The sequence below is a fragment of the Streptomyces sp. GESEQ-4 genome, assembly GCF_017948455.1.
Classification (GTDB): Bacteria; Actinomycetota; Actinomycetes; order Streptomycetales; family Streptomycetaceae; genus Streptomyces.
The window spans coordinates 74,194-88,749 of record NZ_JAFFSU010000022.1; the positions used below are offsets into that span (position 1 = coordinate 74,194).

Here is a 14,556-nt window from a genome sequence, read left to right on the forward strand (position 1 = left end):
GAATGCGACACTGACCGGCGGATGGCGGGAAGGTGACGCCGTACGCGGACGCGCAGGGATCACTCGGGATCACTCGGAGGTGGACGATGGACGAGGCACGGGCGCGGGAGGTGCTGGCCGCGGCAGGGGTGTTGCCCGGACCGGTACGGGATGCGCGGTTGCTCGCCCTGGGTGAGAACGCCGTGTTCGCCGCCGGTGACCTGGTCGTCAAGGTGGGCCGCGACGCCGAACTCCTGGACCGGGCCCGGCGGGAACTGGACATCGCGCTCTGGCTGGAGGCGGCGGATGTGCCGGCGGTGCGTGCCGCCGAGCCGAAGGCACTCCTGGTCGAGGGGCATCCGGTGACCGTGTGGCATCGGATGCCCGATCCCGTACGGCCCGCGGAGCCGTGGGATTTGGCCGAACTGCTACGGGTCGTCCACGCACTGCCCTCTCCCTCCTTCGAACTGCCGCCCCGCGATCTGCTGGGCGGTGTGGAACGCTGGCTGCGGCTTGCGGGTGACGCGATCTCTCCCGCCGACGCGGACTATCTGCGTGCGCGCCGGGACGGCTTCGCGACGGCCGCGGCCGCTCTCACCCCGTATCTGCCGCCCGGGCCGATCCATGGCGACGCGCTGCCCCGCAATGTGCATGTCGGGCCGGACGGGCCGGTGCTGGTCGATCTGGAGACGTTCTCGACCGATCTGCGGGAGCACGACCTGGTCGTCATGGCCCTCTCCCGCGACCGCTACGGGCTCCCTGCTGCGGCGTACGACTCCTTCACCGACGCGTACGGCTGGGATGTGCGCGAGTGGGACGGGTGCTCGGTGCTGCGCGGTGCCCGGGAGACCGCCAGTTGTGCGTGGGTCGCGCAGCATGCGCCGAGCAATCCTGATGCATTGGCCGAGTTTCGGCGACGGGTGGGGTCTTTGCGGGACGGGGATGAGACGGTGCGCTGGTATTCGTTTTGACACCTGCTGAACTGTCCGATGCCCGCTGGGTGTTGGCGACCACTCAAAGATGCTGGAACAGCACTTGGATCAGGGCAGGCATGGCAGGGGCCAGTAGATAGAGACCGATTCCGGTCACGGCCTTGCGGGTCGTGACCGGAAGCACGGGAGTGGACCAGATCCGCGCTACCGCCGCGTCACATTCATCACTGGGAAGGCCGCTTGCGTACAGAGACTCGACGTGGGCTTTCTTGACATCCAACGCGAAGTGGTAACCGATCGAGGAGGGATAGACGATCACAGCCATGTCCACGAGCATCACCCCCAGCACTATGAACACCATCCAAGGTGACGCCGGCAGCCAGACCATGAAGAGGACCAGCAAGCCGATCAGGTGAGCCAAGGCGGAGCCATAAGTCCACAGCATGAAGCGGCGCAACGGACGCAGCCCCTGGAAACCGTCGCTGTCGAATCTCATGTTCGGCGTCACCCCGAAACCGAGTGCCGCGGACCGATACAGGTAGCCGGTGAAGACGACGCCCATGACCAATTGCTTGACCAGGAAGTGGAAGGCGTAGGTGCCGGCCGCACACAAGGCCACCGCCATTTCGCGGTGGGTGTGCCAGTTGGCCCACCAACCGGCGTAGACCTCGTCGCGCCAGACCGCGTCAGGGAGCGCGGTCGGATTCCATGTCTCCATGAGGCCATGGGCGTTGACGAAGGCGTACAGCGCGATCGTGCCAGTCGCCGCGGCCACCATGATGCCCGCGGAGACACTCCTGCGGCCCAGCATTCGGAACCACGCGTTGGTCTTGCGGACCAGCGTGTCGTGTCGACGGATCTGTTCGGGGGACAGCCGGGTCCCTCCGCCATTGCGCTCGTTCATCTGAACGAAGTCGGCGATGGCCTGCACTTGCTGGCAGCAGAAGAGGGGCGTGACGAAGACAACAGTCAACACGATCAGGCCGGCCAGATCCTGGAGGAGGGACAGGCTTACGCCGCTCAGTTCGGCATCGGCGGAGAACAAGTGGGCCAGCGCCCACCGTCTGTCCGCGTCAGGCGACGGTCCCAGGGCTCCGCCCGCTTCTGCCAGTCCCAGCAGGGTGACAGACGCGACCAGGCTGATCAGCAGAATCTTGGTCTTGGCTGTCAGCGGCCAGTACAGCAGGCTGATCAGCTGGCGAGCAGCCTCCCGACACGGCCTCGGCACTCTCCGCAACAGGCGCATCGCCAAGCGGATACCGACGGGCGCGGATGAGCGGAAGACTCCACCGATCAGCTGCGGTTCCAAGGTCTTCAGCTGCGCCATCCTCGCCCCCCGACGGTGACACACGATGTTCCTTTATAACCAGCCTGCGCGGCAGGCGCCTACTCCACGGGAGCAAACACAGTGCAGCTCAACTGGGTGGCTCTGACCGCGAGTTCGCGAGCGGCGTCCTCGTTGCCGCGAACCCTGAGCGCGTCTCCTCGCTGTCGCGGTCGACGTCCCGGATGGTTCGCGCGGCGCGGCGCAGTTCGGCCAGGACCGTGCGCACAGCTGCCCTTGCTGTGCGCTCGGGGCGGTGCAGCGCGTCGATGTGGCGTCTTGCCTGGACGCCGCTGAGGGGTCTGAGGGCCAGCTCGGGGTGTGGGCGCATCGTCCAGCGTGGCATCAGGGCGATACCGCCTCCGGCCGCCACGGCCTCGGCCACGACCGCGAACTCGTTGATGCGGTGGGCGAGATGGAGGCGACGGCCGGCCGCTGCGGCGATGGCCTCGATGACTGCCAGGACGGGGAAACCGTCGTGCACGGTGATCCATGGCTCGTCGGCCACGTCGCGTGGGGTGACGCGGCGCTTGGCGGCCAGGGGGTGGCCGGCCGGCATGGCCACATCCAGTGGCTCGCGCAGCAACGTCGTCGTGCCCACCGTGTCCGGCCATGGCGGGGCGTGCTCCAGGCGGTGGGCGAGGACGAGGTCGTAGTCCCGGGTCAGTCGGGGGAAGTCCTCCTGGGGTACGTCCTCGTCGGCCAGCCTCGGCACCGGCTTGCCCGGGCCGGCCAGCGCACGGAGCAGCAGCGGGAAGAACGCCGCGCCCGCGCTGTGGAACGCCGCCACCGACACCTCCCCGTCCGGCCGCCCGACGAACTCCTCGACCGTGTACCGCGCCCGCGCGAGCGCCGTCTCCACCTCGACGGCCGCGCCCGCCAGCGCCAGTCCGGCGTCGGTGAGCACCAGGCGGCGCCCCTGACGTTCGGTGAGCGGGACCGGGATCGCTCGCTGCAGCAGCCGTAGCTGCTGGGAGATCGCCGATGGCGTCACCAGCAGCGCCTCGGCGACCGCCGTGACGCTGCCCAGTTCGCCGAGCTCCCGCAGAATCCTCAGCTGCCGTTCGTCCACTGCGCCAGTGTAGAACTCTGTAGCTCCGCTACATGATTGTTTTAGAAGGTGGCACTGGGCTTCAAGGACGTCTCCGGTGCACTGTGGGCGCGTGTCCAACGTCCGCCGTACCGATGCGGTACTCCTCCTTGTCGCGCTCGTCTGGGGTTCCAGCTATCTGTCCGCCCAGACGGCCACTGCCGCGCTCCCCGTCCTGCTGGTGCTGTTCGCCCGCTACGCCCTGTCGGCTGTCGCCTGTCTCGGCATGGTCGCGTCACGACGGCGCGGGTCGGGGTGGTGGACGCGTGACGAGCTGCGGGCCGGCGTGCCCCTGGGGGTGACGCAGGCCGCGGTCCTGGGCGTGGAGACGTACGGCGTCGCGCACACCAGCGCCGCCAACGCCGGCCTCATCATCAGCCTGACCATCGTCCTCACCCCGCTCCTCGACCGCGGCGGCCACCGCGGCGCACTGCCCGTCTCCTTCTTCGCCGCGACCGGTGTCTGTGTCCTGGCCGTCGGTCTGCTCATGTCCGGCAACGGCTTCCATGCGCCGCGCCTCGGCGACCTGATGATGCTCGGCGCCGCGCTGATCCGGGCCGGGCATGTCGCCCTCGTCGGCCGCTTCACTACCGGGCGGGCGATCCGTCCCCTGCACCTGACGACCGTGCAGACGCTCGTCGGCACGGCCCTGTTCCTGCCGGCCGCGGCCCTGGACCTGCCGACGCTGGTCCGTGCGGACCCGGCGACCTGGGCCCAGCTCGTCTATCTCGCCCTGTTCTGCAGCGTGTTCGCCTTCCTCGCGCAGACCTGGGCCGTGCAGCGCACCTCCGCCAGCCGGGCCAGCCTGCTGATGGGCACCGAGCCGGTGTGGGCGGTCGCGGTGGGCGTGGCGCTAGGCGGTGAACACCTCACCCCGCTCACCGGCCTCGGGGCGGCCCTGATGCTCGCCGGCACCTACTGGGGGCAGGCCGTGGAACGGGCCCACCGAAGCGCACAAGAACCCGGGCTCCTCTCCGCCCCGGCCCTCGACAAGGATCGCGACAAGGACTCCGCATGCCCGAGCACGCCCACCACGACCTCCCCCACCACGACACTTACGAGCACCTGACCTCCCTGCTGGATGCCTCCCACATCGACTACCGCCTGATCGACCACGAACCCGAGGGCTCAACGGAAGCCGTCTGCGCCCTGCGCGGGCACCCGGCCCACGAAGCCGCGAAGTGCATCGTGCTGCGGGTCAAGGTGGACCGCCGCACCACACGTCACGTCCTCGCGGTCGTCCCCGGCGACCGGCGGGTGGACCTGGACGCGGTCCGGGCGCTTTTCGACGCCCGCTACGTCGGCTTCAGCGACCCGGTGACCGCCGAGCGGCTGGCCCGTGCCGTCCCCGGCACCGTCCTGCCATTCAGCTTCGATCCCGACCTCGAACTGGTCGCCGACCCGGACGTCGTGGCCCAGCCGAAGATGTACTTCAACGCGGCCCGGCTCGACCGCTCGCTGCTCATCTCGGGCGCCGACTACGAGCGACTGGCCAAGCCCCGCATCGAACGCATCGCAACGCCCGCACCGGCGTGAGGGAGGGGGTGACGCATGACTTCGCCCGGTCCACCGACTCCGATCGCCCCGCCTCTTCCACCGACACGCGGTTCGTCTCGCGCACCGGGCTCAGATCGCCTCGCCCGGCACTGTCTCCTCCGCCGGTTCCCGCAGTGGCCATGTTCCGTCGATCACCGCGTCTGTCTCGCCCTTGCTGCGCAGGAAGTTCTGGAAGTCGGCGGCTCTTTCGGCGTACCAGTCGATCTGGCGGCGGTGGAGTTCGGCCGGGCCGAGGGCGGCGATCTTGGGGTGGCGGGTGGCTATGGCGCAGGCCAGTTCGGCTGCGGCCAGGGCGTCGGATGTGGCGTCGTGGGCGGAGTCGAGGGCGACGCCGTATTCGGCGCAGACCGCTTCGAGGTTGCGCTTGCCGCGGCGGTAGCGGTCGACGGACCGGTCGATGGTGTACGGGTCGATGACCGGGGCGGGGTCGACGCCACCCAGGCGGTCACGCAGCGACGGTAGGCCGTGGCGCCGCAGCTCGGCCGCCAGCAGGGTCAGATCGAAGGCCGCGTTGTAGGCGACGACCGGGACGCCCGTCTTCCAGTACGTCGCCAGGACGTCCGCGATGGCGTCCGCGACCTGGTCGGCCGGCCGGCCCTCGGCGGTGGCGCGCTCATTGCTGATGCCGTGTACCGCCACCGCGTCCGCCGGGATCTCCACCCCGGGATCGGCCAGCCACTCCCGGCGCCCTATGGGCTGCCCGGCCCTGACCTCGATCACGGCCCCCGTGACGATCCGCGCCTTGCGCGGGTCCGTGCCCGTCGTCTCCAGGTCGAAGCCGATCAGCAGCTCTCGGTGCCAGCCCATGCCTGGCCCCCCTTCTCGGTGGTGCTTTCCCCCAGTGGTCTCCACCTTCCCATGAGCCACTGACAATCAGAGGACCGGCATTCCGCTTACCCGGTGGGGGACTTGTCAGGACACCGGCCGCGAATCCGCCCAAGCCTGCTCGAACTCCTCGCGGTACGTCGGAAACAGCCCGCTCTCGTCGACTTCGCCCGGCTTGACCACCTTGCTGCCGTTGCGCAGCACCAGCACCGGCGCCTCCATCCCCCGCGCCCGCCGCAGATAGGACTGCACGACGGCGATCCCGTCCGAGCCGTCGCCATCGACGAGGTAGGCGGTGAAGCGCGGCGTCTCGTCGTAGACCTGGATCTCGAAGGCACCCGGGTCGCGCAGCCTGGACCGCACCCGCCGCATGTGCAGGATGTTCATCTCGACCGCTCGGCTCAACTCCCCGCGTTTGATGCCGAGTTCACGCTCACGGCGCTTGACCGCACTGGAGGCCGGGTTGAGGAACAGCAGCCGCACCCGGCAGCCCGTCTCGGCCAGCCGGACCAGCCGTCGTCCGGAGAAGTTCTGCACGAGCAGGTTGAGGCCGATACCGACGGCGTCGAGCCGGCGGGCGCCGCCGAAGATGTCCTCGGCGGGGAACTGCCGCAGCAGCCGCACCCGGTCGGGGTGCACGGCGACCACGTCCGCGTACCGGTCGCCGACGAGGTCCTCGACCGCGTCGACGGGCAGCCGGCGCGCGGACGGTACGTCGGTGCCCGTGCCGAGTATGTCGAGGAGGCGGGCGGAGGCCCGCTCGGCCTGATTGAGGACCGACTCGGACAGCGCCCGGTTGCGGGAGACGACGTTCCGGGTGACTTCCAGCTCGTCCAGGGCGAGCTCGACGTCCCGGCGCTCGTCGAAGTACGGCTCGAAGCACGGCCAGTGCTGCACCATCAGCTCGCGCAGCTGCGGCAGGGTGAGGAAGCTGAGCACGTTGTCGTCGGCCGGGTCGAGCAAGTAGCCCTTGCGGCGGCTGACTTCGCGTACCGCGACCGCGCGCTGCACCCACTCCTGCCCGGCGGGTCCGGCCGCGGCGACCACCCACTCGTCGCCGTGGACGGGTTCGTAGATGGGACGCAGAACAGCGGCCACGACCGCGCGCAGCCGCTGTTCGACGAGGTTCAGCCAGATGTAGGCCCGGCCGGCTCGCTGGGCGCGCGTACGTACCTCGCGCCAGGCCTCGGCGTCCCAGTCCAGCTCCGGTCCGATGGAGCCCGTGTCCATCGGACGGGCCAAGGACACCGTGCCGGGCGGGGCGTCTGCGGAGTTCCCCTCGTGACCCTCGTCACCAGGGGGCAGCTCCAGCCCTCCCGAGCCCACCCGCGCACCGCCTTCCGCTCCCCCGAGCACTCCCCGTGTCAACGATCAAGGAAGGGTACTCCGGGAGCGGCCCGAGGTGCAGCCGGATGCACGGACCGTTTCTCAACTACCGTCCATGGGATTGCCGTTCTGATCGGCCAGCTCAGCCGGAGTGAGCGGATTCATGGCGGTGACATCGCGCGGGGCGATGGAGAAACCCTGCCAGTGGACCGGCATGGGCTGCTGGTCCTCGTCCCGGGCTATGTGGTGGAAGCCCACATTGACCCAGGCCACAGGGTGGGTGAGGGTCTGTCCGCCGACCCATTTGTCGACGGACTTGGGGTGGGAGCCGGCACAGCCCGGGTTGTTGCTGGCGAACAGCTCGCACTTGTTGTACTGGGTGAAGTAGATGTCGTGCTTGGTGTAACTGCGGCCCGGGTACTTGGTGCTCGGGCCGGGGACGAACTCGTACGAGCGCGCGTGGCCGTCCTTGTTCTTGCCGGTCGCGCTGACCATCCGCCACCAGCGGTAGCCCTTGGCGTCGCCCGCGAGTTCCTTGGTGACCTTGGTGCTGGTGGTCTTGGTCGTCGGGGCGAACTGCTGGCCGCGGGGCGGGGAGACCTTCGAGTCGTACTGCTCGACCCGGTTCTTGCTGGAGCCGTCGAGGGCGAAGTCGAGCCGCCAGAAGGCGTTGTGGCTGTGACTGGTGGCCTTGGCCTTGGGCCCCTTGCCGATGGGCCAGCCGCGTCCGTCGCCCGCGTCGTAGTCGACCGGGGAGAGGCTGCCGGTCGCGCCGACGTTCATGTTGATCGTGCCGTCGTCCTGGAAGCGCCATTCGGTCATGTACTCGTACCAGCCGACCTGGTTGACCGTGTAGACGAGAAGGTCCTTGCCCTGGGCCTGGTAGACCTTGTTCGCGGTGTCGCCCTGCATCCGGTAGGCGTGGCCCCGCGCGCGGGTGGTGGTGCACAGGCCCTTGACGTTGGGGTTCGAGCCCTCGTGCGGGTCCGGGACCTTGACGGTCTTGATGGTGCCGCCGGGGCACTCGCCGGGCGCGAGCGGCATCAGGTCCTTGGCGAAGTCCTGGCCCGTCAGGTCGTCGTACTCCGCGCCTCCGTCGTCGTACGGGACGTGGATCTGGCCGAGCCGGCCGCTGTCGAGGACCTTGATCGGCTTGGCCTCGCCCTTGGGCTGGTAGGAGATGTCGTCCAGCACGAGACCGGCCTTGCTGTCGTAGTGCCAGCACATCCGCCAGGTGGTGCCGCCGGTGAGCTTCTGCTCGATGCGGTAGGCGGCGCTGCAGTCGGCGGCGGCCGCGGCGGCGGTCTTGGGCTGGGCGGCGGCCGGTCCGGTCCCGGTCGTCAGACCGGTGGCCAGCGCGGCCACGGCGACACCGAGGGCCGCCGTCCGGCGGTGGGCACGGCTGATTCTGTTCTGCACGCGCATGAAGAAGTGACTCCCTGCAGGAGGTGCGGGTTGGAAAAGTGGACGGAGGGTCGGCTCAGCCGTCGAGGTCGGCGACCTTGCGGGCGCTCAGGTCGATCACCAGGGACATGGTGTCGATCCACGGCCCGTTCTTGACCTTCGTGAACAGCCGTACGCAGCGGTGCTCGCCGCACTTGTCCAGTACGGCGGGCTGGGCGCCCGGCGTGGCCCGGTAGATGCCTCCGCTCAGCCGCAGCTGGTCCGGTGAGGTGAGTTCCTTGCCGGTCGCGTCCTTGTAGTCCGCCTTGAGGTCCGCGCCCAGCGGGTCGGCGATCAGCAGGCTCGCCGCCTCGATGCTCTCGGCCCGGCTGGGCGGCGGCTGGACGCCCTGCCGGCTGGTGGTCTCCACGACCTTGCCGGTGTCGAGGTCGACGGTCCTGGTGACGAGGGCGTCGTCCCGGTAGTCGTAGAACGTCACGTCGGCACGCCGGGGTCCGTCCGCGCCGGCGCCGGAGTCGGCCTCCGGCTCGGCCAGGTCGACGCTCACGCGCTGCGGGCCGCGCTCGCCCTCGACGTCCTCGCTCGCGTTGAGCAACTGCCGGTTGACCGCGAGCTGTTCGGCCCGCTTCATCTCGTCGTCGGTCAGCGGGTCATTGCCCTTGCCCTTCTCGCCCTCGGCCGGGGCCTGCTCGACGACACCGGGTGCGACGGCCTCGCCCTGCCCCGGTACCGCCTGCTGTCCGGCCCCGCCGGTCTTCTGCCTGCCATCCGATTCGTCGGCCCCCGCCGACCCCGGCAGTGTGACGGCGACCATCACGGCGGTCGAGGCCACCGCGATGGCAGCCCCTGCCACCACCTTGCCCAGATGACGGTGCACTGCGTTGCGCACGTTGTTGCCCCCTACTCCCCCGACATCCCTGGGAGTACCTGTTGCCCCACTGGTTCGGCATACCGTGTATGCACTGGTCGAGAGGTAAGAGGGACATAAGTCATAGGAGGTTCCCTCACTTTCGGGGAGACTCGGGGCCAAGGCGCCCCCAGCGGCGAGGCACACCTGAAAGAGTCGTATCCATGCAGGTCTGGCCTGGAGAGGCGTATCCACTCGGTGCCACGTACGACGGCGCCGGGACCAACTTCGCGGTCTTCACGGAGTCCGCGGACCGAGTAGAGCTGTGTCTGCTGCACGACGACGGCTCGGAGACGGCGGTGGAACTGCGGGAGAGCGACGCGTTCGTGCGGCACGCGTACCTGCCCGGCGTCATGCCGGGCCAGCGGTACGGCTTCCGGGCGCACGGCCCGTACGCCCCCGAGCACGGCCTGCGCTGCAACTCCGCGAAGCTGCTGCTCGACCCGTACGCGCGCGCGATCAGCGGTTCGATCGAGTGGGGCGAGGAGGTGTACGGCTATCACTTCGGCGCGCCCGACGAGCGCAACGACCTCGACTCCGCCCCGCACACGATGACGTCGGTCGTGGTCAACCCGTACTTCGACTGGGGCGACGACCGGCGCCCGCGTACCGAGTACCACCACACCGTCATCTACGAGGCGCATGTCAAGGGTCTCACGATGCGGCACCCGGGGCTGCCGGAGGAACTGCGCGGCACGTACGCGGCCCTGGCGCATCCGGCGATCATCGAGCACCTCACCGAGCTGGGCGTCACGGCCCTCGAGCTGATGCCGGTCCACCAGTTCGTGAACGACCACCGACTGGTGGACATGGGCCTGAACAACTACTGGGGCTACAACACGATCGGCTTCTTCGCCCCGCACAACGCGTACGCCTCCTGGGGCGACCGCGGCCAGCAGGTCCTGGAGTTCAAGTCCGCGGTGCGGGCGCTGCACGAGGCCGGTATCGAGGTCATCCTGGACGTGGTCTACAACCACACGGCCGAGGGCAACCATCTGGGCCCGACGCTGTCCTTCCGGGGCCTGGACAATCCGCAGTACTACCGGCTGGCGAACGACCCGCGCTACTACATGGACACCACGGGCACCGGCAACTCCCTGCTGATGCGGTCCCCGCACGTCCTTCAGCTGATCATGGACTCGCTGCGCTACTGGGTCACCGAGATGCATGTCGACGGCTTCCGCTTCGACCTCGCGGCGACGCTGGCCCGGCAGTTCCACGAGGTGGACCGGCTGTCGTCGTTCTTCGACCTGGTCCAGCAGGACCCGGTGGTCTCGCAGGTGAAGCTGATCGCCGAGCCGTGGGACGTGGGCGAGGGCGGCTACCAGGTGGGCAACTTCCCGCCGCTGTGGACCGAGTGGAACGGCAAGTACCGCGACACGGTACGGGACGTATGGCGGGGCGAGCCGCGCACGCTGGCGGAGTTCGCCTCCCGCCTCACGGGCTCTTCGGACCTCTACCAGGACGACGGTCGGCGTCCGCTCGCCTCCATCAACTTCGTGACCTGCCACGACGGGTTCACGCTGCACGACATGGTGTCGTACAACGACAAGCACAACCACGCCAACGGCGAGGACAACCGGGACGGCGAGAGCCACAACCGGTCGTGGAACTGCGGGGCCGAGGGCGAGACCGACGATCCGGCGGTGCTGGAGCTGCGGCAGCGGCAGATGCGGAACTTCGTCGCGACGCTGATGCTGTCCCAGGGTGTGCCGATGATCAGCCACGGGGACGAGTTCGCCCGGACCCAGCGCGGCAACAACAACGCCTACTGCCAGGACAACGAGCTGGCCTGGGTGCCCTGGCCCGAGGATCCCGAGGACGGCGGTGAGCTGCTCGCGTTCACGCGCGCGCTGGTGTGGCTGCGCAAGGAGCACCCCGTCTTCCGTAGGCGGCGCTTCTTCCACGGCCGGCCCGTGGAGGGCACCCACGACGAGCTGTCGGACATCGCCTGGTTCACCCCCGAGGGCAAGGAGATGGTCCAGCGGGACTGGGACTCGGCACAGGCGTCGGCGCTGACGGCGTTCCTCAACGGGAACGCGATCTCGGAGCCCGGCTCGCGCGGCGAGCGCATCAGCGACGACTCGTTCCTGCTGATGTTCAACGCCTCGCACAAGTCACTGGACTTCGTGGTGCCGGTCAACCACGGCCGCCAGTGGGAGGTCGTCGTCGACACCGCTCGCGCGGACGGCGTACCGCCGGGTACGGGAGCGAAGGTGCAGGCGGGGGACCGGCTGACGCTGGTGGACCGGAGCATGACGGTGTTGCAGCGGCCCGTGTAGGAGGACGGACTCGTCCAGGGGAGTCGATGACACGAAAGGGTGCAGGGCGGGTACGTAGGTTTCCATGACACCTGAGCGTCCTGACCCGGTGGTGCCGACGGCCACCTACCGGCTGCAGCTGCAGCCCGACTTCCCGTTCGAGGCCGCCTCGAGGGCCGTGCCGTACCTGGCGGCGCTCGGCGTCTCGCATCTGCACCTGTCCCCCGTCCTGGAGGCCGTCCCGGGCTCCGCGCACGGCTACGACGTCGTGGACCACGCGCGCGTGCGCGGCGAGCTGGGCGGCGAGGAGGGGCTGCGGCTGCTGGCGCGCACCGCGCGGGAGCACGGTCTCGGTCTGATCGCCGACATCGTCCCCAACCACATGGCGATGGCCCCGCGCCACAACCGCGCCCTGTGGGAGGTGCTCCGGGAGGGCCCCAAGTCGCCGTACGCGCGCTGGTTCGACATCGACTGGGAGGCGCAGGGCGGCCGGCTGCTGCTGCCGGTGCTCGGGCATCCCGTCGGCGCGGAGCTGGACGCGCTGGCGGTCGACGGCGACGTCCTGCGCTACTACGACCATGAGTTCCCGTTGCGTGAGGGCACCGAGGAGCTGCCGCTGCCTCAGCTCCTGGACGCGCAGTGGTATCGCCCGGTGTGGTGGCGGCTGGCCCGTACGGAGCTGAACTACCGGCGCTTCTTCAGCATCTCGGAGCTCATCGGGGTGCGGGTGGAGGACCCGGAGGTCTTCGAGGCCACGCACGCCAAGATCCTGCAGCTGCTGCACGAGGGCGTGTTCGACGGGCTGCGGATCGACCACCCCGACGGACTCGCCGACCCGGACGCGTATCTGCGGCGCCTGCACGAGGCCACCGGCGGCCGCTGGACGGTGGTGGAGAAGATCCTGTCGGACGGTGAGCACCTGCCGGCCTCCTGGCCGGTCGCGGGCACCACCGGATACGACGCCCTGCGGCACGTGGACGGCCTCTTCACGGATCCGGCGGGGTACGGGGAACTCCTCGGCCAGTACCGGCGTTTCGCGGCCCCTCAGACCGACCGTGGCGGGCAGTGGGAGGCGACCGTACGGCGGGCGGCGTACAAGGTGCTCACGCATGAGCTGGCCGCCGAGGTCGAGCGGCTGACCCGGGTGGCGAGCCGCCTGTGCGACACGTCGCCGGACCCCGCGCTGCGCGACCGGGCACCGTGGGCGCTGCGCACCGCCTTGCAGGAGCTCCTGGTCCGGCTGGAGGTCTACCGGCCCTACGAGTCCGGGGACGCCGCCGCGGTCGTCACCGAGGAGGCCGCGGCCGAGTCCCGGCAGGCCTACGTCGTCCCCGAGGAGGCCGGTGCCGTCGATGTCGTACGCGACCTGGTGCTCGGGCGGGCCGGTGACGGGCCCGGCCACGCGGAGTTCCGGGCCCGGTTCGCCCAGACCGCGTCCGCGCTGCGCGCCAAGTCCGTGGAGGACACCGCGTTCTACCGCTATGTGCCGCTGCTGTCGGCCACCGAGGTGGGGGGAAATCCGGGCAGCCCGGCGGTGTCCGCGGAGGAGTTCCACGCGTACTGCGCGCGCGTGCAGCGCGACTGGCCGGCCACCGGGACCGTCGCCTCGACGCACGACACCAAGCGCAGTGCCGATGTACGGGCCGCGCTGGCCGTGCTCACCGAGTCTCCGCAGCGCTGGGCGGACGTCCTGGCCGAGGTGACCCGCACCGGCGAGGGCGTCCCGGACGCGCAGCTGGCGTGGGCGGCCTGGCAGACCGTGTTCGGGCTCGGCGCGGCGGACGCGGACCGGGTGCAGGGGGCGCTGCTGAAGCATGTGCGGGAGGCCGGGCTGTACACGAGCTGGACGGAACAGGAGCCCCCGTACGAGGACGCGGTGGCCGCGTTCGTCGCGGCGGGGCCGTGCGGGGGTCCGGGCAGGCACGTGACCGACTTCCGCGCCGCCCTGGAGCCCCACATCCGGGCGAACGTGCTGGGCACCGCCCTGGTCCAGCTGACGATGCCGGGCGTGCCCGATCTCTACCAGGGCACGGAGGGCGAGTACCGGGCGCTGGTGGACCCGGACAACCGGCGGTCCGTGTCCTTCCCTCCGGAGGACCCCGGCGACAAGGGGGCGGTGACCGCGGCGGCGCTGCGGCTGCGCAGGCGGCGCGCCGACGTCTTCGGTGACTCGGCGACGTACGCGCCGCTGGCCGCGGAGGGTCCGGGCGCCGCGCACTGTGTGGCGTTCGTGCGGTCGGGTGAGGTGGTGACCGCAGTGACGCGGCTGTCCCTGCGGCTCGCCGAGGCGGGCGGCTGGCGCGACACGCTGCTGCCGCTGCCGCCGGGGCGATGGGCCGATGTGCTGGCTCCGGAGCGGGAGTTCAGCGGGCACGCGCGCGTGGACGAGCTGTTCGAGCGGCTGCCGGTGGCGCTGCTGGAGCGGGTGGGCTGAGCGCTCCGGGAAGTGCCGCGATGTGCGGCTCCGCCGCGGGGCGGCGATGGGCCGTCGATCGCCTGCGGGCCCGTCGTGGCTGGGCGCTCCCCCACTCTCGAATTCGCTCGAGCGGGGGCCCCCATCGCGGCGGAGCCGCATATCGATACAGCCCCGCGCCCCTTCGGGGCGCTCCGAACCGCAGCCGACTTCGCGAGAGCCGCTTGGCGCGGCTCGACGGGGGAGAGCCCGCGAGACCTGGACGCGTCGCCCCTGGAGGGGCGCGCGTGTCCGGTCGTCCACGCCGTGGTGCACGCCGTACGAGCGGGGAGCTGGTGGTCCGTGTCCGGCGCACGGATGGATGCCGTGCCCAAGCGGCCACCGCGCCCGTCCAGCGGCAGCCCATACACCCATTCGGGTGAATTCGAGGCGAGCGCGGAGGGCGCCGGGACCTACGCGTCGGCGCCGCACGGGAACCGGCAGCCCGGCAGGCACCAACGGCCTTTCCGGGTGCCGGTGAATGCATCTGGGCGCCCCC

Annotated in this window: 11 protein-coding genes; 5 read left to right on the top strand and 6 right to left on the bottom strand. The window is 70.2% G+C overall.

Annotation, left to right across the window (positions count from 1 at the left end; translation table 11 throughout):
- The first annotated feature begins 86 nt into the window (after positions 1–86).
- Complete coding sequence (locus KCH48_RS32220; RefSeq protein WP_210579428.1) at positions 87–950, top strand: phosphotransferase enzyme family protein; 864 nt, start codon at positions 87–89, stop codon at positions 948–950.
- Between the two features lie 43 nt (positions 951–993).
- On the opposite strand, the gene KCH48_RS32225 is transcribed toward KCH48_RS32220, so the two are convergent.
- Both KCH48_RS32225 and KCH48_RS32230 read right to left on the bottom strand, forming a co-directional pair.
- Positions 994–2,238 (bottom strand): hypothetical protein, encoded by a 1,245-nt coding sequence (locus KCH48_RS32225; protein WP_210579443.1) that lies wholly within the window; start codon positions 2,236–2,238, stop codon positions 994–996.
- Between the two features lie 88 nt (positions 2,239–2,326).
- Positions 2,327–3,307, bottom strand: a complete 981-nt coding sequence (locus tag KCH48_RS32230) for a LysR family transcriptional regulator (protein WP_210579445.1) — start codon at positions 3,305–3,307, stop codon at positions 2,327–2,329.
- Positions 3,308–3,398: 91 nt separating this feature from the next.
- Here KCH48_RS32230 and KCH48_RS32235 point away from each other — a divergent pair, with 91 nt between their 5' ends.
- The gene (locus tag KCH48_RS32235) at positions 3,399–4,394 is read left to right on the top strand and encodes a DMT family transporter (protein ID WP_210579447.1); all 996 of its coding nucleotides are present in this window, start codon (positions 3,399–3,401) and stop codon (positions 4,392–4,394) included.
- Positions 4,340–4,861: a YbaK/EbsC family protein gene (locus tag KCH48_RS32240; protein WP_210579449.1), complete on the top strand. Its 522-nt coding sequence runs from the start codon at positions 4,340–4,342 to the stop codon at positions 4,859–4,861. The genes KCH48_RS32235 and KCH48_RS32240 overlap by 55 nt, the downstream gene beginning before the upstream one ends.
- Before the next feature lie 90 nt (positions 4,862–4,951).
- On the opposite strand, the gene KCH48_RS32245 is transcribed toward KCH48_RS32240, so the two are convergent.
- The 4 genes from KCH48_RS32245 to KCH48_RS32260 form a co-directional block, all read right to left on the bottom strand.
- Entirely contained in the window at positions 4,952–5,689 is a 738-nt protein-coding gene (locus tag KCH48_RS32245; RefSeq protein ID WP_210579451.1) for a 3'-5' exonuclease, read from the bottom strand.
- Between the two features lie 105 nt (positions 5,690–5,794).
- Positions 5,795–7,033: an SAV2148 family HEPN domain-containing protein gene (locus KCH48_RS32250; RefSeq protein WP_210579592.1), complete on the bottom strand. Its 1,239-nt coding sequence runs from the start codon at positions 7,031–7,033 to the stop codon at positions 5,795–5,797.
- A gap of 102 nt (positions 7,034–7,135) precedes the next feature.
- Positions 7,136–8,458, bottom strand: a complete 1,323-nt coding sequence (locus KCH48_RS32255) for a copper amine oxidase (protein WP_210579453.1) — start codon at positions 8,456–8,458, stop codon at positions 7,136–7,138.
- A gap of 55 nt (positions 8,459–8,513) precedes the next feature.
- Positions 8,514–9,326, bottom strand: coding sequence for a Tat pathway signal sequence domain protein (locus KCH48_RS32260; RefSeq protein ID WP_210579461.1), 813 nt, complete (start codon positions 9,324–9,326; stop codon positions 8,514–8,516).
- 182 nt (positions 9,327–9,508) lie between these two features.
- Between KCH48_RS32260 and glgX the strand changes: the two genes are divergently transcribed.
- Together glgX and treY are read left to right on the top strand one after the other, a co-directional pair.
- Positions 9,509–11,626 carry a glycogen debranching protein GlgX gene (gene glgX, locus KCH48_RS32265; protein ID WP_210579463.1) on the top strand — a complete coding sequence of 706 codons (2,118 nt, stop codon included), beginning with the start codon at positions 9,509–9,511 and terminating at the stop codon, positions 11,624–11,626.
- A gap of 64 nt (positions 11,627–11,690) precedes the next feature.
- Positions 11,691–14,039, top strand: coding sequence for a malto-oligosyltrehalose synthase (treY, locus tag KCH48_RS32270; protein WP_210579465.1), 2,349 nt, complete (start codon positions 11,691–11,693; stop codon positions 14,037–14,039).
- Positions 14,040–14,556 lie beyond the last annotated feature (517 nt).